Here is a 25413-nt window from a genome sequence, read left to right as displayed (position 1 = left end):
GCCGGTCCCGGGCGACCGACCGTGACGGCTCGCCCGCTTCGGGCATGATGTGCTGATGTTCTACGCCGTCATCCCGGCGGGCGGCAGCGGCACGAGGTTGTGGCCGTTGTCCCGTGCCGGCCATCCCAAATTCCTCCACCCGCTGACCGGCACCCCCGCCTCGCTGTTGCAGGCCACTGTCGACCGGTTGTCGCCGTTGACCACTCCGGAGCGCACGCTCGTGGTCACCGGGGCCGCGCACGCCGCGGCGGTGGCTCGGCAACTGGCTGGCCTGCCGGAGGAGAACATCCTGGTCGAGCCGTCACCGCGCGACTCCTGCGCGGCGATCGCGCTGGCCGCCGCGGTGATCGCCGCCCGGACCCCGGACGCGGTGATGGGCTCGTTCGCCGCCGACCACCTGATCGGCGACCCGGCCCGGCTGGCCGAGGTCGTGCGGCAGGCCATCCGGGGCGCGGAGCAGGGGCTGCTGATGACTGTGGGCATCACCCCGACGCGCCCGGAGACCGGCTACGGCTACCTGGAGACCGGCGAGCCGGCGGGGGACGGCCCGCTGCGCCCGGTACGCGAGTTCAAGGAGAAGCCGGCCGCCGAGGTGGCCGAGGTGTACGTCCGCTCCGGCCGGCACCTCTGGAACGCCAGCATGTTCGTCTGGCGGGTGGACGTCTTCCTGTCCGAGCTGGCTCGTCAGCAGCCGGAGCTGCACGCCGGGATCACCGCCATCGCGGCGGCCTGGGGCACCCCGGAGCAGGACGACGTGCTCGGCCGGATCTGGCCGACGCTGCCCCGGATCTCCGTCGACTACGCGGTGATGGAGGGCGCGGCGACTGCGGGCCGGGTGGGTACGGTGCCCGGCGACTTCGGCTGGAACGACGTGGGCGACTTCCACACGCTCGGCGAGGTGCTGCCCGCCGACGGCGCCGGCAACGTGGTGCTGGGCGGTGACGCGAAGCCGGGCGTGCTGCTGCACGACACCACCGGCACAGTGGTGGTGCCGCACTCCGGGCGGCTCGTGGCCACCGTCGGGGTGCACGACCTGATCGTCGTGGACACCCCGGACGCGCTGCTGGTCTGCCCGCGTGACCGCGCGCAGGACGTGAAGAAGATCGTGGACGAGCTGAAGGAACGCGGCGAGGAGGGCCTGGTCTGATCCGCCGGGCCGCCGGGACGCGTCCGGCGGCGCGGCGCGGTAAAGCCGCTCAGCCGCCGGCGCGGCGGGCCAGCACCGCGAGCGCCGGCGGCACGAGCTGAGCCGTGGCGTGGGCGAGCGGCTCGGGCAGCCGGTCCGGCGGGAACCAGCCGAGCGCCTCGGACTCCGCGCTGACCCGCTCGACCGCCCCCGCCGGGGCCAGGGCGGCGTACCGGACGTCGTAGTGGAACGACCCGCCCTGGCAGGCGACCTGGTGGATGTCCACGTCGATCGGCTCCGGCTCGACGGTCAGGCCGGTGATGCCGGACTCCTCGGTGGCCTCGCGCAGCGCGGCGGCCACGAGCGTCCGGTCGCCGGGCTCGCAGTGCCCGCCGAGCTGCATCCACCTGCGGATCTTGCCGTGTAGGCAGAGCAGCACCCGGCCGTCCGGGTCGAGCACCAGCGCGCTCGCCGTGACGTGCCCGGCCCGGTGCGTCCGGCTCATCGCCACCGGCCCGTCGGCCAGCAGCGCCAGGGTCCGGTCCCGGGCGGCGTCGGCGGCGGGGCTGGTAGCCGTCCAGCGGCTCAGCGTCGCGACGGCGTCGGCGTGCAACTCGGTGTACGGGATGAGATCGGGCACCCGGACACTCTACGAGCGCGCCCTCCGTACCCTGGCGCGGTGACCCTGCGACTCGTCGAGTTCCTGGTGGCCGGCAACGAGGCGAGCGACCTCCTGCCGGTGCGGTCGGCCGCGCTGCTGCGGGCGCACGGCGCGCGCCGCGGCTTCTGGACGGTGCTGGACGAGGGGCCGGTAGAGCAGTGCCTGGCGCTGCTGTTGGAACGCGACGACGGCCACTGGGTGGCGCACCACGTACCTGCCGATGCCGGCCGCGAGAACGGCCGCACCGAGGACGGCGAGGCGCTCGCCCACCACGACGGGTGGGTGTACGTCTTCGGCTCGCACTTCGGGTCCAAGCGCGGCCCGCTGCGGCCCCGGCGCGCGTTCGTGGCCCGGTTCCGGGAGGACGAGGCCGTGGCCGGGCCGCTGCCGGTGCACGTGGTGCGCAACCGCTTCCGGCTGCACCGGGCGGTGAACGACGCGCTCGCCGCCGCCCCGCTGACGCTGCTGCCGCCCGGTGACCGGGTCCGGGAGCGGTTCATCGTGGAGACACTGGCCCGGGGCACCGCCCGCGCCAAGAGCTGGGTGACCCGGCTCGCCGCGGACGACCTGCCGGTCAACGTCGAGGCGGCGGCGTTCACCCCGGCCGGTACGGCGCTGCTGGGGCTGCGTTTCCCGGTGACCGCCGCGGGGGAGCCGGTCTACGTCGAGCTGGCCGGCGTACCGGAGATGTTCGACGACCCGGAGCACTCGGGTGACCTGCTGGGGCTCGGGGCGTACGCGCTGACCGGTGTGACGCCGCCCGGGGCGCTCGCCGGCTTCCGCGCGATCACGCCGACCGGCGACGGCGGCTACGCGGCGGTGACCGGGTCGATCGACGCGCTGGGCAAGGGTTCGGTGCTGTTGGACGACCATCCGCACGGTGGTGAGGTGACCTCCCGGCACGTGCGGTTCCGGCACGACGCGGGCGGGGGCGCCCTGGTGGCCGGGGAGGTGGTGGCGGAGCTGGCGCCGTTCCATCACGTGGAGGGGCTGGCCGAGCTGGCGGGACGCTGCTACTACGTCACGGACGAGGACCACCGGGTGGCGCTCTGGATCGGATGAGCGAGGGCCGGGCGGCACCCCTGCGACTGATGTCGCAGACCCTCGTGGTGCCACCCGGCCACGCCCGTCAGCCGGCGTCCGGGTCGACATTGCGCCCCGGCGTCGGCGGGCAACAGAGAGTTTGCCGAACCGGCCCGCCCAGCGTCGAGGTTTTTCACCTGACGCTTAAAGATGGAGATTAGTACCGGCGGGTACAGTGCGAGGTGTGGCGGGCACCCCCGCCGTCCGCACGGGAGCAGCAACCCATGTTGAAGATCATTTTCTCGGGCGAGGACGTTCTGCGGACCCGGGTCGCCCCGGCCGCGGACCCGCTCTGGGAGCTGGTCCTCAGCCTGCACCTGCTCCAGGGGCGCAGCCGGGATCCGATGATGACCACGTGGCGGCGCACAGTGGCGCACGGCCTGCGGACCGACACCGACGCCGAGCAGTACCGCCTGCTGCTCGCGCTCAACCCGCCGCGTGGCTACTTCCCCGACTTCCTCACCCCGTTCGCCAGCCGCGAGGGCTTCCAGGCCGGGCTGGACGCGATCCGGGGTACCTCTGTGGACATGCTGCGCCGCGACCTGACGCTGCTCGCCGGGGAGACCACGCTGCCGTCGTCGGCCACCTCGCTCGCCCGTGGCGAGCCGGATACGCTGCACCACCTCACCGACGCCATGGCGCGGTACCAGTCGCTGGCGGTCACGCCCTACTGGTCCCGCGTGCAGGCGGCGGTCGAGGCGGACCGGGCCCGGCGTGCGCGCGCCATGCTCGACGGCGGCGCCGAAGGGCTGCTGGCCAGCCTGCGGCCGAACATGCGCTGGGTGTCGGGTGTGCTGGAGGTGCTCGACTACCCGGACACCCGGGAGCTGCACCTGGACGGCCGGGGGCTGCTGCTCGTCCCGTCGTTCTTCTGCTCGCGTACCCCGGTGGCGCTGGTCGACCCGACGCTGCCCCCGGTGCTGGTCTACCCGGTCGACCGGCTCGCCGGCCTGACGCCCGCGTCCGGCGCCGCCGCGTCGCCGCAGGGCGAGGCGCTCGCCGCCCTGCTCGGCCGTACCCGCTCCCGGGTGCTCCAGGCCGCCGACGAGGGCTGCACCACCGGCGAGATGGCACGCCGGCTGCGCATCTCCGCCGCCGCGGCCAGCCAGCACACCACTGTGCTGCGCAACGCGGGACTGCTGGTCAGCCGGCGGGACCGCAACACCGTCCTGCACACGCTCACACCGCTGGGCCGGGCCGTCCTCGACGCCTGAGCACGCCCGCCGGAGTCAGAGCGCCAGCGTGGCGCTCGCGGTGCTGCCGGACGGGGGCGGGAGCAACGTCGAGTCGACGCCCTCGGCGGCCAGCGCGGCGCGCAGGCGTTGCAGGTCCGCGCCGACCCGGACCAGGTCCGCCGGGTCGACGGGGGCGGGCGCCGCGCCGAGTAGCAGGCCGGTGGCCGAGGCGGGCCAGCCGGGCACTGTGGCGGCGAGTCCGGCGCGTACCTCGTCGTCGGTGACGTGGGTGAAGACGGTGCCGGGCGCGACCACGTCGGCCACCGCGTCGATCGCCCGCCGCACCGCGGCCGGATCGGCGGGCTCGGGGCCGATCCGGTCCGCGAGCGTCGCCGCCGCCCGCAGACCGGCGGCGCGCGCCTCGGCCGTGCCGAGCGAGAACAGGTCCATCGAGGCGTCGCGCACGAGCGTGCGGGCGCCCTCGTCGTCGTCCCGGGTCGCGGCGAGGTAACCCCGGACCACCGCGACCGGCACCTGGTCGCACTTGCCCTTGATCAGCTCACCGGCGGCGGCGAGTTCGTCGACCACCGCCATCTGGGTGACGGACAGCTCGTTGCCGTACGGGTCGACCTCGCCCCGGTGGTCACGGATCGCCGGCATGCCGGCCACCCCGAGCGCCACGTCGGTGAGCCCGTTGCGCCACGGGCGTCCCATCGTGTCGCTGACGATCACTGCGACGTCGAGGCCGTACCGGTCGCGCAACGCGGCGCGCAGCGCCCGGGCGGACGCGTCCGGGTCGACGGGCAGCAGCACCAGCCTGGTCTTGTCCACGTTCGAGGCGTCGATGCCGGCGGAGGCCATCACGAACCCGTGGTGGGTCTGCACGATCCGGGTCGCGCCCCGGGTCGCCACCACCCGGGCGGTCTCCCCGGCCAGGATGCGGTCCCGCTCGGCGAGCCGTTCCGGGCCGTCGGCCGGCACGTCGACCAGCCGGCCCTCCGCCTTCGACACGATCTTGCTGGTGACCACCAGGACGTCGTGGTCGCGCAGCCAGGGCGCCGCGCCGGTGATCAGCGCCGCCAGGTTGTCGCCCTCGGTCACGTCACCGATGCCCTGCACCGGCAGGATCTCCAGCCTCACATCAACTCCAGCGCGGCGCGCACCATCGCGGCGGTCGCCGCCTCGTCGGTCATCCGCAGCGGCGCCGCGCGGACGGTCACGTCCGGCACCACAGTGCCCTCGTCCTCCGGCGCGACCAGCCAGCCGTCGAGCAGCCCGCCCGCCGGCCGGGCGCCGTAGAGGCCGCCCACGCCGGCCGCGCTGCACTCCACGCCGAGCACGGCGAGGCAGCGGTCGGCCATGCCGCGTACCGGCGCACCGCCGATGATCGGCGACACCCCGATCACCGGGGCCGGGCCGCCGGCAACCGCGTCGCGCAGCCCGGGCACCGCCAGCACCGGGGCGATGCTCACCACCGGGTTGCTCGGCGCGATCAGCACCACGTCCGCGGCGGCGATCGCCTCGACCACGCCGGGCGCGGGCTTCGCCGCGTCCGCGCCGACGAAGACGAACCGGTCGGTGGGTACGCCGGCCCGATACCGCACCCACCACTCCTGGAAGTGGATCGCCCGCCGGCCCTGCTCGTCGGTGACGACGGCGTGGGTCTCCAGGCGGTCGTCGGTGGCGGGCAGCAGCCGTACGCCCGGCTGCCAGCGGGCCGCCAGTGCCTCGGTGACCTGGGACAGCGGATAGCCGGCGTTGATCATCTGGGTGCGCACCAGGTGGGTGGCGACGTCCTTGTCGCCCAGGCCGAACCAGCTCGGCTCCGCGCCGTACGCGGCCAGCTCGTTCTTCACCGTCCAGGTCTCGCCCGCCCGGCCCCAGCCCCGCTCCGGGTCGGCGCCGCCACCGAGCGTGTAGAGCACGCTGTCCAGGTCGGGGCAGACCTTCAGCCCGTGCAGCAGCAGATCGTCGCCGACGTTGACCACTGCGGTCACCTCGGCGCCCGCCTCCCGGGCGTACGCCCGCACGCCGAGCAGGAAACGGGCGCCCCCGATGCCGCCGGTCAGTACCACGATGCGCATGGCGTCCATCCTTCCGCACGCGCCGCCGTCGATCGTCCGGTGGCCGGAGAGACTACGCTCACTTCGGCAACTGTCCGCTTTCGTTCCCTGGGGGAGTCCGTGACCAGCCCCGCCGAGCCCGCGTCCGGCGACGCCGCGCAGGCCAGCCAGTTGATCAAGCCGTTGCGCGAACTGGCCGCGCTCGTCCTTCTCGGCGCCAACGCCGTGCTGCTCTTCGTCGGCCTGCTGCGCCTGCTGCCGATCGACGACTACAGCACGTCCACCGGCCGGGCCGGGAGCACGTATTTCACATTCATCGGCCTGGAGTCGACGGTCCTGCCGGTGCTCGCCGTCCTGATCGCCACAGTGATCCTCCCGGTCGTGCCGAAGGCCAAGCTGATCACGCAGGTGGCGCTCGTCGAGTACGCCGTGTCCGCCGTGTTCGGCGCGCTGACGTTCCTGATCTGGCTGGTCGGCCGGCTCGCCGACGGCGAGGTGCTGGACGCGTTCCTCGGCCTGCTGACCCGCGCGGCGTGGCTGGCGATCTTCGCGGTCGCCGCGTTCGTGGTGTTCAAGATCTGGCGCACGCTCTACTACGTGCCGAAGCCCAAGCCGCAGCCGGGCGTGTACGGCCAGGCCCAGCCCGGCTGGCCGCAGCAGCCGGGTCAGCCCGGCGGCTACCCCGGTCCGGGCGGCTACCCGCAGCAGCCCGGCCAGGGCTACCCGCAGGCCGGCTCGCCCCCGCCCGGCTGGCCGCAGCAGCCCGGCCCGTACGGCCAGCCGCAGTCGGCGCCGCCGTTCAACACCGCCCCGCCGCACGCTCCGCACTCCGGTCCGCCGTCCGCCGACCCGCAGTCCGGTGTCCCGTTCGCCGGGCCGCAGCAGGCGCCGCAGTACGGCTCGCCGCACCACGCGCCGCCGTTCGGCCAGCCGCCGTCGGCCGACCCGACGCAGGCGATCCCGCGCCAGTCCGCCGAGCCGGGGGCGCCGTCGCCGGCCGCCGACGACGAGCGCACCCAGCGGTTCGACCGCGAGGACCCGAACCAGCCTCGCTGAGCCCCGCGCGGCGGGCGACGGAGATCGTCGCCCGCCGCCACCTGGGCCGCCACCGTCGCCCGCCGCTGTGCGGCAGCTCACCCGGGTCGTCCCGGTGCCCGGACCGCGGCCGGGGGCGGGCATCCGGCCGTCCGGCAGCGCTTAGGCTGGGCGGATGGTTGATCGCAGCGACCCCGAACCGACCGAGGCGAGCATCCGGCGGGCACTGGGGCGGGCCGCCACCGGCCGGGCGCTCGACGCCGGCGAGGCGGGCGCGCTGCTCGCCGCTCGCGGGCCGATGCTCGACGAGCTGCTCCGGATCGCCTCCGACATCCGCGACGCCGGGCTGCGCGACGCCGGGCGGCCGGGCGTGGTCACGTACTCGAAGAAGGTCTTCATCCCGCTGACCCGGCTCTGCCGGGACCGCTGCCACTACTGCACGTTCGCCACCGTGCCGCACCGGCTGCCCGCCGCCTACCTGGAACGCGACGAGGTGCTGTCGATCGCCCGCGAGGGCGCCGCGCAGGGCTGCAAGGAGGCGCTGTTCACGCTCGGCGACCGGCCCGAGGAGCGGTGGCCGGCGGCCCGCCGGTGGCTGGACGAGCGGGGGTACGACTCGACGCTGGACTACCTGCGCGCCTGCGCGGTGGCGGTGCTGGAGGAGACCGGCCTGCTGCCCCACCTCAATCCGGGCGTACTCACCTGGTCGGAGTTGCAGCGGCTCAAGCCGGTCGCGCCGAGCATGGGCATGATGCTGGAGACCACCGCCACCCGGCTCTGGTCCGAACCGGGCGGCCCGCACTTCGGCTCACCGGACAAGGAACCCGCGCTACGCCTGCGGGTGCTCGACGACGCCGGCCGGGTCGGGGTGCCGTTCACCACCGGAATCCTGATCGGCATCGGCGAGAACCGGGGCGAGCGGGTCGACGCGATCTTCGCGATCCGCCGGGCGATGCGGGAGTACGGCCACCTCCAGGAGGTGATCGTGCAGAACTTCCGCGCCAAGCCGGACACCGCGATGCGCGGCATGCCCGACGCCGAGCTGCACGACCTGGCCGCCACAGTGGCGGTGGCCCGGGTGCTGCTCGGCCCGAAGGCCCGCATCCAGGCCCCGCCGAACCTCATCGCGGGCGAGTACGACCTGCTGCTGCGCGCCGGCATCGACGACTGGGGCGGCGTCTCCCCGGTCACGCCCGACCACGTCAACCCGGAGCGGCCCTGGCCGCACCTGGACGAGCTGGCGGCGCGTACCGCGAGTGCCGGGTTCACGTTGCGCGAGCGGCTGACCGTCTACCCGGAGTACGTCCGGGCGGGCGAACCGTGGCTCGATCCGCGCCTGCTGCCGCACGTCACAGCGCTCGCCGACCCGGCCACCGGGCTCGCGGTCGAGGCGGCCCGCCCGGAGGGACGGCCCTGGCAGGAGCCGGAGGAGGTCTACGGCGGCCGCACCGACCTGCACGTCACCATCGACGTCACCGGCCGGACCGACGACCGGCGGGGCGACTTCGACAGCGTGTACGGCGACTGGGCCGAGGTGGCCGGCAAGGTGGCGCCGGAGGCGCGCGCCGGCGTACCAGTGGGCGGTGGCGCGGACGCCGATCTGCGCGCGGGCCTGCGGCTCGCCGCTGACGACCCGGCCGCGCTGCTGACTCCGGCGCACGAGGCGAAGGCGCTGGCGCTGTTCGGCGCGGACGGCCCGGCGCTCGACGAGCTGTGCCGGCTGGCCGACGACGCGCGCCGGGACGCGGTCGGCGACGACGTGACCTACGTGGTCAACCGCAACATCAATTTCACGAACGTCTGCTACGTGGGCTGCCGGTTCTGCGCGTTCGCCCAGCGGGAGAGCGACGCCGACGCGTTCCGGCTCTCGCTGGAGCAGGTCGCCGACCGGGCCGAGGAGGCGTGGACGGCCGGCGCCACCGAGGTCTGCCTCCAGGGCGGCATCGACCCGAAGATGCCGGTGACCGGGTACGCCGACATCGTCCGCGCGATCAAGGCGCGGGTGCCGGACATGCACGTGCACGCGTTCTCCCCGATGGAGATCGTCACCGCCGCCGCGAAGGCCGGCGTGCCGGTGCGGGAGTGGCTGCTCCAGCTCCGCGAGGCCGGGCTGGACACCATCCCGGGCACCGCCGCCGAGATCCTCGACGACGACGTGCGCTGGGTGCTCACCAAGGGCAAACTGCCGGCCTCCGCCTGGGTCGACGTGGTGAGCACGGCCCACGAGCTGGGCATCCGGTCCAGCTCCACGATGATGTACGGCCACGTGGACCACCCGGGCCAGTGGCTCGCCCACTTCCGGGTGCTGGCCGGCGTGCAGGACCGTACCGGCGGGTTCACCGAGTTCGTGGCGCTGCCGTTCGTGCACACCAACGCGCCCATCTACCTGGCCGGCATCGCCCGCCCGGGACCGACATGGCGGGAGAACCGGGCGGTGCACGCGATGGCCCGGCTGCTGCTGCACGGCCGGATCGACAACATCCAGTGCTCCTGGGTGAAGCTCGGCGACGAAGGCACAGTGGAGATGCTGCGCGGCGGCTGCAACGACCTGGGCGGCACGCTGATGGAGGAGACGATCTCCCGGATGGCCGGCTCGGGCAACGGGTCGGCCCGTACCGAGGAGCAGCTGCGGGCCATCGCCACCGCCGCCGGGCGGCCGTTCCGCAAGCGGACGACCGCGTACGGTCACGCCCGCGCCTGAGGTCGAACCTTTCCCCGCCGCGCGCCGTACCTGTGGATGCCGGCGGCGGTTTCGGCGAGGACCGCCGCCGGTGACCCCGAACCGGGGCCCGGCGGTGTCCGGGCGCCCGGCCCGCTGCGGCGCTGCGGCGCCGGTCCGGAAAGGTTGCCGATGAGCACTGACGAGACCACCGACGCGCCGAAACGGCGGACTTGGCCGCGATTGACCCGCAGGCAGACGCTCACCGCCGCGGCGAGCGCCACACTGGGCGCCGCCGCCCTCACCGTGCCGGGCCTGTCCGCCGCCCAGAACGCCCCCACGGCGAGCCGGCGCGACGAGCCGATCGTGGTCCACCTCCGCGACGCCGCGGCCGGCGTCATGGACGTCTTCGTCGGCACCACCCGGGTCGAGGTACGCGACCGCGGCCTGGCCGACCGCCTGGTGCGCGCCGCCGGCCGGCGCTGATCCACCCTCCACCGGCGCGGGCTCCCGGCGCCGGTTCCGACTTCCGTTCCCCCGACGAAGGTGCGTCCGCCATGTCCTCTCACCGCGAGGCCCCGGAGATCGCCAAGGATCCGGTCGCCGACAGTTCCGACCTGTACGCGTTCGTCACGCCGAGCCAGCCGGACACGGTCACGTTGATCGCCAACTACGTGCCGGTGCAGCTCCCGTCCGGCGGCCCGAACTTCTTCGAGTTCGGTGACGACGTCCGGTACGAGATTCACATCGACAACGACGGCGACGGTTATCCGGACGTCACCTATCGTTTCGAATTCACTACCGAGATCACGAACCAGAACAGTTTTCTCTACAACACCGGGCCGATCGAGTCGCTGGAGAGCAAGAACTGGAACCGGCGGCAGTTCTACCGGCTGACCCGGATCGCCGACGGCCGCGCGCGTGTGCTGGCGCACAAACTGCCCTGCCCGCCGTGCAACGTCGGGCCGCTGTCCACGCCGAACTACCAGAACCTGGTCCGGCAGGCGACGTTCAAGCTGTCCACCGGTGAGAAGGTGTTCGCCGGGCAGCGGGCCGACGGTTTCTTCGTCGACCTGGGCGCGGTGTTCGACCTGGGTACGCTGCGGCCGTTCCAGCAGCTGCACGTCGCCGGCAAGAAGCTGTTCCGGGACGAGGGCGAGCCGGTGAACGCGCTGGACCGGCTCAACGTGCACAGTCTCGCCGTGCAGGTGCCGCTCAACCAGGTACGCCGCAAGGCGGCCCGCTACGGCTACGCCGACCGCGCCTCGACCATCGGGGTCTGGACCAGCGCGTCCCGCCAGCAGGTGCGGGTGCTGGGTGACCGGGTCGCCGCTGATACCGCGGCCGGACCCTTCACGCAGGTGTCGCGGCTCGGTAACCCGTTGTTCAACGAGGTCATCGTGCCGATGTCCAGGAAGGACGTCTGGAACACGCTGCCGCCGTCGGAGGACAAGCGGTTCGCCGGGTTCGTGGAGCGGCCCGAGCTGGCCGGGCTGCTGCCGGCGCTCTACCCGGGTGTGTTCCCCAATCTGGACGCGCTGAACAAGTCCAAGAAGCCGCGTGCCGACCTGGTGGCGATCCTGCTCACCGGCGTCCCGGCCGGACTGATCGACGGCTTCGCCAACACCACCGGTGACGTGCAGGCGGACATGCTGCGGCTGAACACGGCGATCCGGCCCAGCCGCAAACCGGACCGGTTCGGTGTGCTCGGCGGCGACCTGGCCGGCTTCCCCAACGGCCGCCGTCCCGCCGACGACGTGGTGACGATCGCGCTGCGCGCCATCGCCGGGCTGACCGTGCCGCTCGTCGACAAGACGTTCCGGCCGGACGCCGCCGCCGCGGCGGTGACACCGGGCCTGAGCGCGGCCGACGTGACAGCGCCGTTCCTGGCCGACTTCCCGTTCCTCGGCACGCCGTACGACGGGTTCGGCAACCCGCAGGCGAAGAAGTCCTGACGGGAGCCGGCGAATGTCACACCATCACGATCTCGGCCCGTCGGAGGTCGGCAGCGTCGTGCTCGACCTGGGCGGCGACCGGGGCGCGCTGATCATCCACACCGGGCGGGACCTGCACGGCCGGGAGATCGAGATCAGCCGCGTGGACCTCGACGGCCCGCGGACCCACTCCGCCGTACGCGAGCGGCACGTCCGGGACGGGGTGTTCCACAGTGCCGTCTACCCGGATCTGGAGGCGGGTGTGTATACCGTCTGGTGGGACGAGAGTACGTCCGCCGGCGCGATCTCGGTCACCGGTGGGTCGATCGCCGAATTCGTTTGGCCCACCAGCTCACCAGCCCGCTTGGACTGATCCGTCAGTCGCGCCGGAACCCGCGCCCCGTCCACATGATGGACGGGGCGCGGTCGGCGTTGGACGGCTCGACGGGCGGTACAGCGGGAAGCGGGTTACCCTTTGCCCCACCAATTCTGATCTTGGTGCGAGCGGCCGGCGGGGGCGTCCGGCCGGCCTGCCGGCGATGCGCCACGGCAGAAAACTTCCGGCAACTCGCCGGGGAGGGCGTTACTCGTCCGGGGTCTGAATCGATAGGGCAGGTTGCGAGGCTACGGGCGACCGCGGCGGTCGTCACGGACGTGTCGGGAGGGCGACTCCATTATCAAGTTTGGCTTGACGGCGCACGCATTACACGCGTGTAATTTGAATGGGGTTGTTCGCGCGGAACGCAACAAATGGTGACCGTACGGACAGGCACGCCTTTCGCGTGGGGGGTTGCAGCGGCGAATGACGCCGGTGCGCGACAAGGAGGCAATCGATGGACGGCCAGCTCGAGGTGGCCGACCTGCTCGGGAACGCGCCGGAGTGGCAGGAGCGAGCGCTCTGCTCGCAGACCGACCCGGAGGCGTTCTTTCCCGAGAAGGGCGGCTCGACCCGCGAGGCGAAGCGCATCTGCTCGCGGTGCGAAGTGAAGACGGAATGCCTGGAGTACGCGCTCGGCCACGACGAGCGGTTCGGGATCTGGGGTGGCCTCTCCGAGCGGGAGCGGCGCAAGCTCAAGCGGCGGGTCGCCGCCTGATCCACGTACGGGTCCACGGGCGGTGGGGGCCGCCCGGACCCGGGTCGCTGTCCGGCCGGCGCGTCCGGCCGGGTGGCGGCGCCTGTCCGGTCAGCCGGTCAGGCCAGCTCGTCCGGGTCGACCCCGAGCAGATTCGCCACCTGCTCGATGATCACGTCATGCACCAGGTCGGCGAGGTCCTCGCGATCCATCGCGCGGAACTCCAGCGGTCGCCGGTAGAGCACGATCCGCGGCGGCACCTCCTGGCGGCCGGGCCGCCCGGGCAGCAGCCGGGCGAGCGGCACCTCGCCGTCCTCCAGCACGTCCGAGTCGTAGACGTTCAGATCCGGCGGGACGTCCTCGACCGCGAACTCCACCCCGGCCAGCTCCTTGGCGAACCGGCGTTCGAGCGTCTCCACCGTGTCGAGCACCAGATCGTCGAAGACCTCGGCCTTCGTCCGCGCCAGCGGCACCGTGGCCGGCACCAGCCGCCCGCGCAGCCCGCGACCGTGCCGGTCACGGTGGGTGCGCCGGCCGGAGCCGGGGCGGCGGTTCTGGGGGCTCGTCATGACGCACAGGGTAGCCCGCATCGGCGGTCCACCCGCCGTCGCGCGGCCGTCCGGCGTGCCGCTGCGCCGATCGGAGGAATTGTGATCACCATGACGGGCGTGTCGTAACGCGAAGCGGTGCGCCGGACCCGGTAATGGGGATACCCTGCCGCCGTGAGGTCACCACGGCGCTGCTCCCGTAACGGCTGCCCCCGGCAAGCGGTCGCCACATTGACCTATGTCTACAACGAGTCGACGGCGGTGGTGGGCCCGCTCGCGGCGTTCGCCGAACCGCACACGTACGACCTGTGTGAGCCGCACGCCCGTAGCCTGACCGCCCCGCGCGGCTGGGACGTGGTGCGGCACGAGGGCGAGTTCGAGCCGCCGCCGCCCACCACCGACGACCTGGTGGCGCTGGCCGAGGCGGTACGCGAGGCCGCACGCCCCGCCCCGCCCCGTCCTCCGGAGGACGAGCCCGCCAAGCCCCAGACCCCCCAGCAGGGCCGCCGGGGCCACCTCCGGGTCATCCCACCCCACCACTGACCGACCGCCGTTCAGGCCCGCGGGCCCCGGCCCTCCACCGGTCGATCATGAAGTTGACGGCGTTTTCGATCTCCCTGAGTGCCGCTAACTTCATGATCAACGGGGTGGGCGCCGGGATGGGTGGCGCGGTCAGTGGCCCAGGAAGCGGTTGAAGAGATCGGCTCGGCGGGACGGGCGGGCGGTGCGGTGCTCGCTCTGGTCGGCTGAGGACATCACCCTCAGGCCGGTGTTCATGGCCAGCCAGCGCAGCGGCTCCGGTTCCCAGTGGGGGGAGCGGTGCCCGACCCAGGGCAGCGCCGTGAGGTCGCTCTCCACGCCCCGGATCAGGTCGGCGAGCGTACGCCCGGCGAGGTTGCTGGTGCCGACGCCGTCACCGACGTAGCCGCCGGCCCAGGCCAGCCCGGTACGCCGGTCCAGCCCCACCGACGCGGCCCAGTCCCGGGCCACGCCGAGCGGCCCGCCCCAGGCGTGCGTCACCGGCACGTCCGGCCCGAGCACCGGGAACAGCTCCCCGAGCGCCCGGCGCAGCGCCGCGAACACCCGCGGCTCCCGGTCGAAGCCCTGCCGGACCCGGGAGGCGTAGTGGTAGGGCGCGCCCCGCCCGCCGAACGCGAGCCGGCCGTCGGCGGTGCGCTGGCCGTACACGATGACGTGCCGGTAGTCGGAGAACGTCTCCCGCTCCGCCAGCCCGATCCGCGCCCACGTCTCCTCGGGCAGCGGCGGGGTGGCCACCATCAGCGAGTAGACGGGCGCCACGGTCCGCCGCTGACCCGGCAGCCCCGGCGTGTAGCCCTCCGTCGCACGCACCACCACGGGCGCCCGGACCACGCCCGCCGGGGTCACCGCCGCGCCCGGCCGCAGCGCGGTCACCGGGGTGCGCTCGTGGATGCGTACGCCCCGGCGCTCCACCGCCCGGGCCAGGCCCCGGACCAGCTTCGCCGGGTGTACGGCCGCGCAGTGCGGGGTGTACGTGCCGCCGCGTACCCCCTCGGCGTTGCAGCGCGCGGCGGCCTTGGCGGCGTCGAGCAGCGTCAGGTCGTCGTCGGTGAGCCCGTGCGCGTGGGCCTGGGCGACCTCGGCGCGGGCCCGCTGGAGCTGGGCCTCGCCGCGCGCGAGCATCACCGTGCCGCCGGCCCGCCAGTCGCAGTCGATGCCCTCGGCGGCGGCGACCCGCCCCACCTCGGCGACCGTGTCGTGCATGGCCCGCTGCATGGCCAGTGCCCGGTCCCGGCCGTGCCGCCGGGCCAGCGCCGGCAGCGACGTGGGGAACAGCGCCGAGCACCAGCCGCCGTTGCGCCCCGACGCGCCGTACCCGGCGATCTCCCGCTCCAGCACGACGACGCGCAACGTGGGGTCGGCCTCGGCCAGGTACCAGGCCGTCCACAGCCCGGTGTACCCGGCGCCCACGATCGCCACGTCGGCGTCCGTGTCGCCGGGCAACCCGGGTCGCGGTGTCAGCGGTTCGTCCAGGCCGGACAGCCAGTACGACAGACGCCGGTAGTCGGTCATCGGCGTCAGAGCCGCGACCACGCCTCGGTCAGCACCGCGCGCAGGATCTGCTCGATCTCGTCGAAGTGCTGCTGGTCGGCGATCAGCGGCGGGGCGAGCTGCACCACCGGGTCGCCCCGGTCGTCGGCCCGGCAGTAGAGCCCGGCGTCGAACAGCGCTGTGGACAGGAAGCCGCGCAGCAGCCGCTCGGACTCGGCCTCGTCGAACGTCTCCCGGGTCGTCTTGTCCTTCACCAGCTCGATGCCGTAGAAGTAGCCGTCGCCCCGGACGTCGCCGACGATCGGCAGGTCGTGCAGCTTCTCCAGGGTGGACCGGAACGCGCCCTCGTTCGCACGGACGTGCCCGATCAGGTCCTCCCGGGCGAACACCTCCAGGTTGGCCAGCGCGACCGCGCAGGAGACCGGGTGGCCGCCGAACGTCACCCCGTGCGCGAACATGCCGGTCTCGGTGAGGAACGGCTCCATCAGCCGCTCGCCGGCGATCATCGCGCCGAGCGGGGCGTAGCCGGAGGTGATGCCCTTGGCGGTGGTGATGATGTCCGGCTGGTAGCCGTAGCGCACGGCGCCGAAGTACTCGCCGAGCCGGCCCCAGGAGCAGATCACTTCGTCGCTGACGAGCAGCACGTCGTACGCGTCGCAGATCTCGCGTACCCGCTCGAAGTAGCCGGGCGGCGGCGGGAAGCAGCCGCCGGAGTTCTGCACCGGCTCCAGGAAGACGGCGGCGACCGTCTCCGGCCCCTCCCGCTCGATCGCCCGGCCGATCTCGTCGGCGGCCCAGCGGCCGAACGCCTCGGCGTCGTCGCCGTGCTCGGGGGCCCGGTAGAAGTTGGTGTTCGGCACCTTGATGCCACCGGGTACCAGCGGTTCGAAGTCGGTCTTGATGCCGGGCAGGCCGGTGATCGACAGCGCGCCCATCGAGGTGCCGTGGTAGGCGATGTAGCGGCTGACCACCTTGTGCTTGGTGGGCTTGCCGGTGCGCTTGAAGTAGGCCCGGGCCAGCTTCCACGCCGCCTCGACGGCCTCGGAGCCGCCGGTGGTGAAGAAGACCCGGTTCAGGTCGCCGGGGGTGAGCGTGGCGATCTTCTCGGCCAGCTCGACGGCCTTCGGGTGGGCGTACGACCAGAGCGGGAAGTAGGCCAGCTCGCCGGCCTGCTTGGCGGCGGCCTCGGCCAGCTCGGCGCGGCCGTGACCGGCGTTCACCACGAACAGCCCGGCCAGCCCGTCCAGGTAGCGGCGGCCCTGCGCGTCCCAGACGTACGCGCCCTCGCCCCGGACGATTGTCGGAACCTCGCCGGCCGGGTAGCTCGCCATGCGGGTGAAGTGCATCCAGAGATGGTCGGTGGCGTTGGCCATGTCAGCCCCATCGGGTCTCGGGCCGGTCAGGGGTGACACCGGCCGCTCTGCCCACGGTTATCCCACAGGCGATGCCGATAAGGCAAGCGAACAAGCTTCAGCGCGACGGATTCAGCGCCATATCACTTTCCTGCCGACGGAATCCGCATCAGGCGGTGCCCCAGCTGTAGGTCTGCTTGCGCAGCTTCAGGTAGACGAACGCCTCGGTGGAGAGCACCCCGGGCACGCCGCGCAGCTTCTGGAGGATCTCCAGCAGGTGTGCGTCGTTGCGGCAGACCACCTCGGCCAGCAGGTCGAACGAGCCGGCGGTGATGACCACGTAGTCGATCTCCTCGAACTCGGCCAGCCGGTCGGCGACGGGTTCCAGGTCGCCGTCGGTGCGCAGCCCGATCATGGCCTGGCGGGGGAAGCCGAGCTGGAGCGGATCGGTGACCGCGACGATCTGCATGACGCCCGCGTCGAGCAGCCGTTGCACCCGCTGGCGTACCGCCGCCTCGGAGAGGCCGACCGCCTTGCCGATGCTCGCGTACGGGCGGCGCCCGTCCTCCTGGAGCTGCTCGATGATCTGCTTGGCCACGTCGTCGAGCAGAGCGTGATTGGCTCCTTCACGCACCGTGACCCGGCGGGCGCCGTTGGAGTTCTCCTGGTGCCGGTTGACCATCGACGCTCCTCGTGTCCGATTCTCCGTGTTGAGCGTAGTGCCCCGCGCAGTCTGGCGTATTTCGTGGCGACTGGCTATTCCGGCAACGGAATCCCTTGTGAGAGAGGTTTTCTCATGTCAGGATCAGTCGTCCATCGCCACTGACCCTCCCGCCGGCGCGCCGCCCCCGTCCCGCCGCCGACGATGCCCCCCAAGGAGTCGTCACATGCGTAGTCCCCTCCGGCCCCTCACCCGGCGTGGTCTGCTCACCGGGACCGTCGGCTCGGCCGCGCTGCTCGCCACCGCGGGCACCCTGGCCGGCTGCGGGACCAAGGGCGCCCAGCAGACCGAAGCCGGATGCAAGAGCGAGGATCTGTCCGCCACCGAGAAGAAGGTCGCCTTCTCGAACTGGCCGCAGTACATGGACACCGACGAGAAGGACGAGTCCAAGCGCCCCACGCTCGATGCGTTCGTCGCCGCGTCGGGCATCCAGGTGACGTACACCGAGGACGTCAACGACAACAACGAGTTCTTCGGCAAGGTGCGCAACCAGCTCGCCGGGTGTCAGAGCACCGGCCGGGACATCATGGTGCTCACCGACTGGATGGCCGCCCGGATGATCCGCCTCGGCTGGGTGCAGAAGCTCGACAAGTCGAAGATGCCCAACGTCGAGGCGAACCTGCTGTCGTCGCTGCGCGGGCGCTCCTTCGACGCCGAGACCCAGCTCGCGGTCCCGTGGCAGTCCGGGCTGGCCGGGCTCGCGTACAACGCGAAGGTCGCCAAGGAGATCCGCACCGTCGACGAGCTGCTCACCCGCCCCGATCTCAAGGGCAAGGTGACAGTGCTGTCGGAGATGCGCGACACCATCGGCCTGCTGCTCCAGTCGCTCGGCCACGACCCGGCCAAGTTCACCCCGGCCCAGTTCGACGACGCGCTGAACAAGCTGAAGAAGGCGGTGGACAGCAAGCAGATCCGGCGGTTCACCGGCAACGACTACGCGCCCGACCTGGCCAAGGGCGACATCGCCGCGTGTATCGGCTGGTCCGGCGACGTCGTGCAGCTCGGCTTCGAGGACGACAAGATCAAGTTCGTGGTGCCCGAGTCCGGCGTGATGCTCTGGTCGGACAACATGCTGGTGCCGAACAAGGCCACCCACAAGGCCAACGCCGAGGCGTTGATGAACCACTACTACGACCCGGCGGTGGCGGCGAAGCTGGCCGCGTACGTCAACTACATCTGCCCCGTGCAGGGCGCGCAGGCCGAGATGGAGAAGATCGACCCGGATCTGGCGACCAACCCGCTGATCTTCCCGGACGACACGATGCTGTCCAAGGCCAAGGTCTTCATGGCGCTCGACGAAGCGCAGGAGAAGGAGTACGAGACCAAGTTCCAGCAGGTGATCGGCGCGTGAAGGGGCAGCAGACCCCGGCCGGTGACCTGCGACTGGTCGACCTGACCAAGCGGTTCGGCGTCTTCACCGCCGTCGACGACCTCACCCTCACGATCCCGCAGGGCTCGTTCTTCGCCCTGCTCGGCGCGTCCGGCTGCGGCAAGACCACCACACTGCGGATGATCGCCGGGCTGGAGCAGCCCACGAGCGGGCAGGTGCTGCTCGGCGAGCAGGACATCGCCGGGCTGCGGCCGTACAAGCGGCCGGTGAACACCGTCTTCCAGAGCTACGCCCTCTTCCCGCACCTGGACATCCACGAGAACGTGGCGTTCGGGCTGCGCCGCCGCGGCATCCGCAAGGTGAGCGACCAGGTGGAGCGGATGCTCGCCCTGGTGCAGCTTGAAGGGTACGGGCGGCGCCGCCCGGCCCAGCTCTCCGGCGGCCAGCAGCAGCGCGTCGCGCTGGCCCGGGCGCTCATCAACCACCCGCAGGTGCTGTTGCTCGACGAGCCGCTCGGCGCGCTCGACCTCAAGCTGCGCCGGCAGATGCAGATTGAGCTGAAGCGGATCCAGACCGAGGTCGGCATCACGTTCGTGCACGTCACCCACGACCAGGAGGAGGCCATGACGATGGCCGACACGGTCGCGGTGATGAACGCCGGCCGGATCGAGCAACTCGGTGCGCCCGCCGACATCTACGAGTACCCGGCCACCGCGTTCGTGGCGAACTTCCTCGGCCAGTCCAACCTGCTCGCCGCCGAAGCCGGCGGTCGCGCCGCCGACGACGTGCTGGTCACGGCGCACGGCTCGCGCTTCTCGGTGCCCGCCGGGCGGGCCCGGCTCACCGACGGGCCGGCCTTCCTCGGCGTACGTCCGGAGAAGCTGCACCTGGCCGACGGCCCGGACGGGGTGCCGGCCGGGCACCAGCACGTCGGCGGCATCGTCACCGACACCTCCTACGTCGGGGTGAGCACCCAGTACCTGGTGCGCACCGCGTGGGGCAGCGAGCTGTCCGCGTTCGCCGCGAACAGCGGGCTGGGCGGCCGCCTCGCCGTCGGTACGGCGGTGACCGCGCACTGGGATCCGCGGCACGCGTTCCTGCTGCCCCGGGCCGCCGGTGAGGACGACCAGACCGCGCCGCTGCTCGACGAGCCGCCGGTGGGTGCGTCGGCATGAGCGCGCTGGCCCACGTACCGACCTCCGCCGGGAAGCCGGTGCCGCCGCCGGTGCGGCGCGGGCGCAGCCGCCTCCTGCCGTACCTGTTGCTGCTGCCCGGCGCGGTCTGGCTGCTCGTCTTCTTCGCGCTCCCGCTGGTGCAGCTCGCCTCGGCCAGCCTCTACGACCCGGCCGGCTCGCTCTCCACCGGGTACGCCATGACCTGGGCGTTCAGCAACTACCCGGACGCGTTGCAGGCGTACTGGCCGCAGTTCTCCCGGTCGTTCCTCTACTCGGCCATCGCGCTGGTGCTCGCGTTGCTGATGGGCTATCCGCTGGCGTACGCGATCGCGCAGAAGGCCGGCCGGTGGAAGAACCTGCTGCTGGTCGCGGTGGTCGCGCCGATGTTCACCAGCTTCCTGGTGCGCACGCTGGCCTGGAAGACCATCCTGTCGGACAACGGCGCGCTGGTCGGGCTGCTGCGCGACGTGCACCTGCTCGGCCCGGACGGCCGGCTGCTCGCCACCCCGATCGCCGTTGTGCTCGGCCTGACGTACAACTTCCTGCCGTTCCTGGTGCTGCCGCTGTACGCGAGCCTGGAGCGGCTCGATTCCCGGCTGCTGGAGGCGGCGAGCGACCTGTACGCGAGCCCGCTGCGCGCGTTCGCCAAGGTCACGCTGCCGCTGTCGATGCCCGGTCTGATCGCCGGCACGCTGCTGTTCTTCATCCCGGCCACCGGTGACTACATCAACGCCGAGCTGCTCGGTACGCCGAACGAGTACATGATCGGCAACGTCATCGACTCGGCGTTCCTGGTCCGGCTGGACTATCCGCAGGGCGCGGCGCTGTCGTTCCTGCTGATGGCCGCGATCCTGGCGATCGTCTTCGTCTACCTGCGGAAGGCCGGCACGGAGGAGGTTCTGTGAGCGCGAGGAGCGCAGCGAAGCGGAGCCCCGCAGTCGCGAACGAAAGGCGGGCGCTGTGAACGGACTCAGGCGCTGGCTCGCCGACCGGTGGGTGATGGGCGTGGCACTGCTCGTCCTCGGCTACCTGACGCTGCCGATCATGGTGGTCGCCGGCCTGTCCTTCAACCGGCCCTCCAGCCGGCTCTCCTACGACTTCAACGAGTTCACGCTCGACAACTGGAAGCAGCCCTGCGCCACCTCGGACATGTGCGACGCCGTGGTGCGCAGCATGCAGATCGGCCTCATCGCCACGGTCGTCTCCACGCTCCTCGGCACGCTGATGGCGTTCGCGCTGGTCCGGCACAGCTTCCGCGGCCGCTCCGGGCTCAACGGGCTGATCTTCCTGCCGATGGCCACCCCGGAACTCGTGATGGGCACCTCGCTGCTCGCCCTCTTCGTGGCCGCCGGGGTGCCGCAGGGCTTCTGGACCATCGTCATCGCGCACGTCATGTTCTGCGTGTCGTTCGTCGTGGTCACCGTGAAGGCCCGGCTCTCCGGCATGGACCGGCGGCTGGAGGAAGCCGCGATGGACCTGTACGCCAGCGAGTGGCAGACGTTCCGCCGGATCACGCTGCCGCTCGTGCTACCCGGCATCGTGGCCGCCGCGCTGCTGGCGTTCTCGCTCAGCTTCGACGACTTCATCATCACGAACTTCAACGCCGGCACCACTGTCACGTTCCCCATGTACGTCTGGGGCGCCTCCCAGCGGGGCATCCCGCCGCAGGTGAACGTGATCGGCACGGCCATGTTCGTGATCGCGTTGCTGCTGGTCGGGGCCACCTCGCTGCGCGGGCGGCGGGCGCGACGGGCCGCCCTCGCGATGGTTGCCACACCGGCGGGCAAGCCATGACACTCCCGCATACCGGCCGGGCGCTGGCCGACGCCGCGCCCGTGTCGTACTGGCTGGACCGCCCGGCTCGCCCCGACCCGCTGCCGCCGCTGACCGGGACGCACACCGCCGACCTGCTCGTGGTCGGCGGCGGGTACGCCGGGCTGTGGACCGCGCTGCTCGCAAAGGAGGCCGACCCGGACCGCGACGTCCTGCTCGTCGACGCGGGCACGTGCGGCTGGGCGGCGTCCGGGCGCAACGGCGGGTTCTGCGCCGCGTCGCTCACCCACGGGCTCGCCAACGGCGTCGAGCGGTTCCCCGGCGAGATCGGTGAGCTGGAACGGCTGGGCCGGGAGAACCTCGACGCCATCGCCGCCACCGTGGCGAAGTACGACATCGACTGCGACTTCGAACGCACCGGCGAGCTGGCGGTTGCCGTCGAGCCGTACCAGCTCGACGGGCTCGCCGCCGACGCCGAGCTGGCCCGCCGGTACGGCCACGACGTGCGGCTGCTCGACCGAGACGAGGTACGCGCCGAGGTGGCGTCGCCGACGTACCTGGGCGGGATGTGGGACCGCGACCGGGTGGCCCTGCTCGACCCGGCGAAGCTCGCCTGGGGACTGCGCCGGGCCGCGCTCGACCTGGGCGTACGCGTGCACGAGCACACCCGCGTCACCGGCCTGGCCAGCGACGGCGCCGGGCTGCGCGCCACCACGGCGGGCGGCGCGGACGCGGCGCCCGGCGCGGTACGGGCGCGGCAGGTCGTGCTGGCCACGAACGCGTTCCCGCCGCTGCTGCGCCGGCTGCGCTCCTGGATCGTGCCGGTCTACGACTACGCGCTGATGACCGAGCCGCTGACCGGGGCGCAGCGCGACGCGATCGGCTGGCGGCACCGGCAGGGGCTCGCCGACACCGGCAACCAGTTCCACTACTACCGGCTCACCGCCGACAACCGGATCCTGTTCGGCGGCTACGACGCCGTCTACCACTACGGCAACCGGGTGGCGCCCGTGCTGGAGCAGCGCGAGGCCACCTTCACCACGCTGGCGTCGCACTTCTTCGCGACCTTCCCGCAACTCGATGGCCTGCGGTTCAGCCACCGCTGGGGTGGCGTCGTCGACACCTGCACCCGGTTCTGCGCGTTCTTCGGCACCGCGTACTCCGGACGCCTGGCGTACGCCGCCGGGTTCACCGGGCTCGGCGTCGGCGCGACCCGGTTCGGGGCCCGCGTGACGCTCGACCTGCTCTCCGGCACTGACACCCCGCTGACCCGGCTCGACCTGGTGCGCCGCAAGCCGCTGCCGTTCCCGCCGGAACCGGCCCGGTCCGTGGGCATCAACCTCACCCGATGGTCGCTCGCCCGCGCCGACGCGCGGGACGGACGGCGCAACCTCTGGCTCCGTACTCTCGATCGTCTTGGACTGGGGTTCGACTCCTGATGCGTATCCTCCTCGTCGGCGCCGGTGGCGTCGGCTCCGCCGCCGTATCCATCGCCGCCCGCCGTACCTTCTTCGAGATCATGGTGGTCGCCGACCACGACCCGGCGCGGGCGGCGCGGGCCGTCGCCGGACACGGCGACCGGTTCGTCGTCGCCACAGTGGACGCCGCCTCCGCCGACGCGGTGGCCGCGCTGTGCCGGGAACACCGGATCACGCACGTGCTCAACGCGGTGGACCCGCGCTTCGTCATGCCGATCTTCGACGGCGCGTTCGCCGCCGGGGCCGACTACCTGGACATGGCGATGTCGCTGTCCCGGCCGCACCCCGAGCACCCCTACGCCGAGACCGGGGTCAAGCTCGGCGACGAGCAGTTCGCCGTCGCGGAGCAGTGGGCCGCCGCCGGACGGCTCGCGCTCTGCGGCATCGGCGTCGAACCGGGCCTGTCCGACGTCTTCGCCCGCTACGCCGCCGACGAACTCTTCGCCGAGATCGACGAGATCGGGGTACGCGACGGCGCGAACCTCACAGTCGCCGGGTACGAGTTCGCGCCCTCGTTCTCCATCTGGACCACCATCGAGGAGTGCCTCAACCCGCCGGTGATCTGGGAGGCCGGGCGCGGCTGGTTCACCACCGAACCGTTCAGCGAGCCGGAGGTGTTCGACTTCCCGGCCGGGATCGGTCCGGTCGAGTGCGTCAACGTCGAGCACGAGGAGGTGCTGCTCATCCCGCGCTGGGTGCCGGCGAAGCGGGTCACCTTCAAGTACGGCCTCGGCGCCGAGTTCATCGAGGTGCTGCGCACGCTGCACAAGCTCGGGCTGGACTCCACCCAGCCGGTGCGCGTACGCGGGGTCGACGTGTCGCCGCGCGACCTGGTGGCCGCCGCGCTGCCCGACCCGGCCACGCTCGGCGACCGGATGAGCGGCAAGACGTGCGCCGGTACGTACGTCACCGGCACCGGGCCGGACGGGCGGCCCCGCCGCGTCTACCTCTACCACGTGGTCGACAACGAGTGGTCGATGGCCGAGTACGGCCACCAGGCGGTGGTCTGGCAGACCGCCGTCAACCCGGTCGTCGCGCTGGAACTGCTCGCCACCGGCGCCTGGTCCGGCACGGGCGTGCTCGGCCCGGAGGCGTTCCCGCCGATCCCCTTCCTGGACCTGCTCACCGGCTACGGTTCGCCGTGGGGGATGGAGGAACGATGACCCGGTACGGCCCGATGTACGGTCCCGACATCACGTTCCTGGGTGTGCCGCCGTGCACAGTCGAGGAACCGGTCACGTACGCCGACGCGGACGTGGTGATCATCGGGGCGCCGTTCGACGGCGGCACCTCGCACCGGCCCGGCACCCGGTTCGGGCCGTCCGCCATCCGGCAGGCCTGCTACCTGCCGCACGACGGCTCCCGCCCGTCGCTGGCGCTGCGCGTCGACGGGCTGAAGGACCTGTGCGTCTACGACGCCGGCGACGTGGAGATGTTCAGCGGCGACATCGAGCGCTCGCTGGCCGCGCTGGAGACCGCCGTGCACGCGGTCGCCGCCGCCGGGGCGATCCCGGTGGTGCTCGGCGGCGACCACTCCATCGCGCTGCCCGACGCCACAGGCGTGGCCCGGCACCACGGGCTCGGCCGGGTGTCGCTCGTGCACTTCGACGCGCACGCCGACACCGGCGACGTCGAGTTCGGCTCGCTGCACGGCCACGGCCAGCCGATGCGCCGGCTCATCGAGTCCGGTGCGGTACGCGGCGACCGCTTCCTGCAGATCGGGCTGCGCGGCTACTGGCCCGGCCCGGACACGCTGGCGTGGATGGCGGAACAGCGGATGCGCTCGTACGAGATGACCGAAGTCGTGGCGCGCGGCCTGGACACCTGCCTCACCGAGGCGTTCGACATCGCGACCGACGAGTGCGAGGGCGTGTTCCTCTCCGTCGACGTGGACGTGGTCGACCCGGGCATGGCACCCGGCACCGGCACGCCCGAGCCGGGCGGGTTCACCTCCCGGCAACTGCTCGACGCGGTGCGCCGGGTCTGTTACGAGCTGCCTGTGGTCGGGCTGGACGTGGTCGAGGTCGCCCCGCCGTACGACCACGCCGACATCACCGCGTACCTGGGCAACCGGGTGGTGCTGGAGGCGCTGTCCGCGATAGCCCGCCGCCGCCACGACGCCGCCGGCGGACCCCCGTGGAACCCCACCCAGCCGCTCCTGGACAACCGCTGACTGGTAGTCCGGGATGTTTAGCC

General features: G+C 72.5%; 24 protein-coding genes. 17 read left to right on the top strand and 7 right to left on the bottom strand.

The features are described 5' to 3' along the window. Window positions 1-55: 55 nt before the first annotated feature. Window positions 56-1147: a mannose-1-phosphate guanylyltransferase gene (locus FB455_RS25545; RefSeq protein WP_013284150.1), complete on the top strand. Its 1092-nt coding sequence runs from the start codon at window positions 56-58 to the stop codon at window positions 1145-1147. A gap of 49 nt (window positions 1148-1196) precedes the next feature. On the opposite strand, the gene FB455_RS25540 is transcribed toward FB455_RS25545, so the two are convergent. Further along, complete coding sequence (locus tag FB455_RS25540) at window positions 1197-1766, bottom strand: NUDIX hydrolase (RefSeq protein WP_013284151.1); 570 nt, start codon at window positions 1764-1766, stop codon at window positions 1197-1199. A gap of 39 nt (window positions 1767-1805) precedes the next feature. Here FB455_RS25540 and FB455_RS25535 point away from each other — a divergent pair, with 39 nt between their 5' ends. Together FB455_RS25535 and FB455_RS25530 are read left to right on the top strand one after the other, a co-directional pair. After that, entirely contained in the window at window positions 1806-2849 is a 1044-nt protein-coding gene (locus FB455_RS25535) for a glycoside hydrolase family 183 protein (RefSeq protein ID WP_145755109.1), read from the top strand. Window positions 2850-3094: 245 nt separating this feature from the next. Then, complete coding sequence (locus tag FB455_RS25530; protein WP_013284153.1) at window positions 3095-4084, top strand: ArsR/SmtB family transcription factor; 990 nt, start codon at window positions 3095-3097, stop codon at window positions 4082-4084. 15 nt (window positions 4085-4099) lie between these two features. Here FB455_RS25530 and FB455_RS25525 read toward each other — a convergent pair whose 3' ends face one another. Beyond that, the gene (locus FB455_RS25525; RefSeq protein WP_145755108.1) at window positions 4100-5185 is read right to left on the bottom strand and encodes a coenzyme F420-0:L-glutamate ligase; all 1086 of its coding nucleotides are present in this window, start codon (window positions 5183-5185) and stop codon (window positions 4100-4102) included. Beyond that, on the bottom strand, window positions 5182-6129 hold the full coding sequence (gene cofD / locus FB455_RS25520) for a 2-phospho-L-lactate transferase (protein WP_030271199.1): 948 nt from the start codon (window positions 6127-6129) through the stop codon (window positions 5182-5184). Before cofD ends, FB455_RS25525 begins: the two co-directional genes overlap by 4 nt. Before the next feature lie 99 nt (window positions 6130-6228). On the opposite strand from cofD, the gene FB455_RS25515 reads away from it, so the two are divergent. The 6 genes from FB455_RS25515 (at window position 6229) to FB455_RS25490 (ending at window position 12830) form a co-directional block, all read left to right on the top strand. Further along, window positions 6229-7164: a hypothetical protein gene (locus tag FB455_RS25515; protein ID WP_013284156.1), complete on the top strand. Its 936-nt coding sequence runs from the start codon at window positions 6229-6231 to the stop codon at window positions 7162-7164. 154 nt (window positions 7165-7318) lie between these two features. Then, the gene (locus FB455_RS25510) at window positions 7319-9844 is read left to right on the top strand and encodes a bifunctional FO biosynthesis protein CofGH (RefSeq protein WP_145755107.1); all 2526 of its coding nucleotides are present in this window, start codon (window positions 7319-7321) and stop codon (window positions 9842-9844) included. Between the two features lie 150 nt (window positions 9845-9994). After that, window positions 9995-10288 carry a hypothetical protein gene (locus FB455_RS25505; RefSeq protein WP_013284158.1) on the top strand — a complete coding sequence of 98 codons (294 nt, stop codon included), beginning with the start codon at window positions 9995-9997 and terminating at the stop codon, window positions 10286-10288. A gap of 71 nt (window positions 10289-10359) precedes the next feature. Further along, entirely contained in the window at window positions 10360-11757 is a 1398-nt protein-coding gene (locus tag FB455_RS25500) for a DUF4331 domain-containing protein (RefSeq protein ID WP_013284159.1), read from the top strand. 13 nt (window positions 11758-11770) lie between these two features. Further along, a complete protein-coding gene (locus tag FB455_RS25495; RefSeq protein WP_013284160.1) occupies window positions 11771-12109 on the top strand; it encodes a hypothetical protein in 339 nt (112 codons plus the stop codon). Window positions 12110-12569: 460 nt separating this feature from the next. Continuing rightward, window positions 12570-12830 (top strand): WhiB family transcriptional regulator, encoded by a 261-nt coding sequence (locus FB455_RS25490; protein WP_013284161.1) that lies wholly within the window; start codon window positions 12570-12572, stop codon window positions 12828-12830. A gap of 98 nt (window positions 12831-12928) precedes the next feature. Here FB455_RS25490 and FB455_RS25485 read toward each other — a convergent pair whose 3' ends face one another. After that, a complete protein-coding gene (locus FB455_RS25485) occupies window positions 12929-13378 on the bottom strand; it encodes a metallopeptidase family protein (RefSeq protein WP_018787548.1) in 450 nt (149 codons plus the stop codon). Between the two features lie 153 nt (window positions 13379-13531). On the opposite strand from FB455_RS25485, the gene FB455_RS25480 reads away from it, so the two are divergent. Continuing rightward, window positions 13532-13900, top strand: coding sequence for a DUF3499 domain-containing protein (locus FB455_RS25480; RefSeq protein WP_013284163.1), 369 nt, complete (start codon window positions 13532-13534; stop codon window positions 13898-13900). Between the two features lie 129 nt (window positions 13901-14029). Here FB455_RS25480 and FB455_RS25475 read toward each other — a convergent pair whose 3' ends face one another. The 3 genes from FB455_RS25475 to FB455_RS25465 form a co-directional block, all read right to left on the bottom strand. After that, a complete protein-coding gene (locus FB455_RS25475) occupies window positions 14030-15409 on the bottom strand; it encodes an NAD(P)/FAD-dependent oxidoreductase (protein ID WP_013284164.1) in 1380 nt (459 codons plus the stop codon). A 5-nt stretch (window positions 15410-15414) separates the two neighbouring features. After that, window positions 15415-16761, bottom strand: coding sequence for an aspartate aminotransferase family protein (locus tag FB455_RS25470; RefSeq protein ID WP_013284165.1), 1347 nt, complete (start codon window positions 16759-16761; stop codon window positions 15415-15417). 148 nt (window positions 16762-16909) lie between these two features. Further along, the gene (locus FB455_RS25465; protein WP_013284166.1) at window positions 16910-17422 is read right to left on the bottom strand and encodes an Lrp/AsnC family transcriptional regulator; all 513 of its coding nucleotides are present in this window, start codon (window positions 17420-17422) and stop codon (window positions 16910-16912) included. 205 nt (window positions 17423-17627) lie between these two features. Here FB455_RS25465 and FB455_RS25460 point away from each other — a divergent pair, with 205 nt between their 5' ends. The 7 genes from FB455_RS25460 to speB are packed head-to-tail and all read left to right on the top strand — an operon-like array spanning window position 17628 to window position 25390. Further along, a complete protein-coding gene (locus FB455_RS25460; RefSeq protein ID WP_030271186.1) occupies window positions 17628-18812 on the top strand; it encodes a polyamine ABC transporter substrate-binding protein in 1185 nt (394 codons plus the stop codon). Continuing rightward, complete coding sequence (locus tag FB455_RS25455) at window positions 18809-19966, top strand: ABC transporter ATP-binding protein (protein ID WP_013284168.1); 1158 nt, start codon at window positions 18809-18811, stop codon at window positions 19964-19966. Before FB455_RS25460 ends, FB455_RS25455 begins: the two co-directional genes overlap by 4 nt. Beyond that, window positions 19963-20871, top strand: a complete 909-nt coding sequence (locus tag FB455_RS25450; RefSeq protein ID WP_013284169.1) for an ABC transporter permease — start codon at window positions 19963-19965, stop codon at window positions 20869-20871. The genes FB455_RS25455 and FB455_RS25450 overlap by 4 nt, the downstream gene beginning before the upstream one ends. 55 nt (window positions 20872-20926) lie before the next feature. Then, the gene (locus tag FB455_RS25445; protein ID WP_013284170.1) at window positions 20927-21760 is read left to right on the top strand and encodes an ABC transporter permease; all 834 of its coding nucleotides are present in this window, start codon (window positions 20927-20929) and stop codon (window positions 21758-21760) included. Continuing rightward, entirely contained in the window at window positions 21757-23178 is a 1422-nt protein-coding gene (locus tag FB455_RS25440) for an NAD(P)/FAD-dependent oxidoreductase (RefSeq protein ID WP_013284171.1), read from the top strand. Before FB455_RS25445 ends, FB455_RS25440 begins: the two co-directional genes overlap by 4 nt. Then, the gene (locus tag FB455_RS25435) at window positions 23178-24380 is read left to right on the top strand and encodes a saccharopine dehydrogenase C-terminal domain-containing protein (protein WP_145755106.1); all 1203 of its coding nucleotides are present in this window, start codon (window positions 23178-23180) and stop codon (window positions 24378-24380) included. The genes FB455_RS25440 and FB455_RS25435 overlap by 1 nt, the downstream gene beginning before the upstream one ends. Continuing rightward, the gene (gene speB / locus FB455_RS25430) at window positions 24377-25390 is read left to right on the top strand and encodes an agmatinase (protein WP_071096694.1); all 1014 of its coding nucleotides are present in this window, start codon (window positions 24377-24379) and stop codon (window positions 25388-25390) included. Before FB455_RS25435 ends, speB begins: the two co-directional genes overlap by 4 nt. Window positions 25391-25413 lie beyond the last annotated feature (23 nt).

It is taken from the genome of Micromonospora sp. CNZ296, assembly GCF_007827635.1.
Note: the sequence above shows the minus strand (reverse complement) of the source record. Positions and strands in the feature narration are given on the sequence as shown.

What these genes read in the sequence shown, in the direction of transcription:
- FB455_RS25505 (WP_013284158.1), top strand. Translation starts at nt 9,995, where the DNA reads ATGAGCACTGACGAGACCACCGACGCGCCGAAACGGCGGACTTGGCCG.
- FB455_RS25460 (WP_030271186.1), top strand. Translation starts at nt 17,628, where the DNA reads ATGCGTAGTCCCCTCCGGCCCCTCACCCGGCGTGGTCTGCTCACCGGG.
- FB455_RS25545 (WP_013284150.1), top strand. Translation starts at nt 56, where the DNA reads ATGTTCTACGCCGTCATCCCGGCGGGCGGCAGCGGCACGAGGTTGTGG.
- FB455_RS25440 (WP_013284171.1), top strand. Translation starts at nt 21,757, where the DNA reads ATGACACTCCCGCATACCGGCCGGGCGCTGGCCGACGCCGCGCCCGTG.
- FB455_RS25470 (WP_013284165.1), bottom strand. Translation starts at nt 16,761, where the DNA reads ATGGCCAACGCCACCGACCATCTCTGGATGCACTTCACCCGCATGGCG.
- FB455_RS25495 (WP_013284160.1), top strand. Translation starts at nt 11,771, where the DNA reads ATGTCACACCATCACGATCTCGGCCCGTCGGAGGTCGGCAGCGTCGTG.
- FB455_RS25450 (WP_013284169.1), top strand. Translation starts at nt 19,963, where the DNA reads ATGAGCGCGCTGGCCCACGTACCGACCTCCGCCGGGAAGCCGGTGCCG.
- cofD (WP_030271199.1), bottom strand. Translation starts at nt 6,129, where the DNA reads ATGCGCATCGTGGTACTGACCGGCGGCATCGGGGGCGCCCGTTTCCTG.
- FB455_RS25510 (WP_145755107.1), top strand. Translation starts at nt 7,319, where the DNA reads ATGGTTGATCGCAGCGACCCCGAACCGACCGAGGCGAGCATCCGGCGG.
- FB455_RS25465 (WP_013284166.1), bottom strand. Translation starts at nt 17,422, where the DNA reads ATGGTCAACCGGCACCAGGAGAACTCCAACGGCGCCCGCCGGGTCACG.
- FB455_RS25475 (WP_013284164.1), bottom strand. Translation starts at nt 15,409, where the DNA reads ATGACCGACTACCGGCGTCTGTCGTACTGGCTGTCCGGCCTGGACGAA.
- FB455_RS25485 (WP_018787548.1), bottom strand. Translation starts at nt 13,378, where the DNA reads ATGACGAGCCCCCAGAACCGCCGCCCCGGCTCCGGCCGGCGCACCCAC.
- speB (WP_071096694.1), top strand. Translation starts at nt 24,377, where the DNA reads ATGACCCGGTACGGCCCGATGTACGGTCCCGACATCACGTTCCTGGGT.
- FB455_RS25500 (WP_013284159.1), top strand. Translation starts at nt 10,360, where the DNA reads ATGTCCTCTCACCGCGAGGCCCCGGAGATCGCCAAGGATCCGGTCGCC.
- FB455_RS25530 (WP_013284153.1), top strand. Translation starts at nt 3,095, where the DNA reads ATGTTGAAGATCATTTTCTCGGGCGAGGACGTTCTGCGGACCCGGGTC.
- FB455_RS25435 (WP_145755106.1), top strand. Translation starts at nt 23,178, where the DNA reads ATGCGTATCCTCCTCGTCGGCGCCGGTGGCGTCGGCTCCGCCGCCGTA.
- FB455_RS25490 (WP_013284161.1), top strand. Translation starts at nt 12,570, where the DNA reads ATGGACGGCCAGCTCGAGGTGGCCGACCTGCTCGGGAACGCGCCGGAG.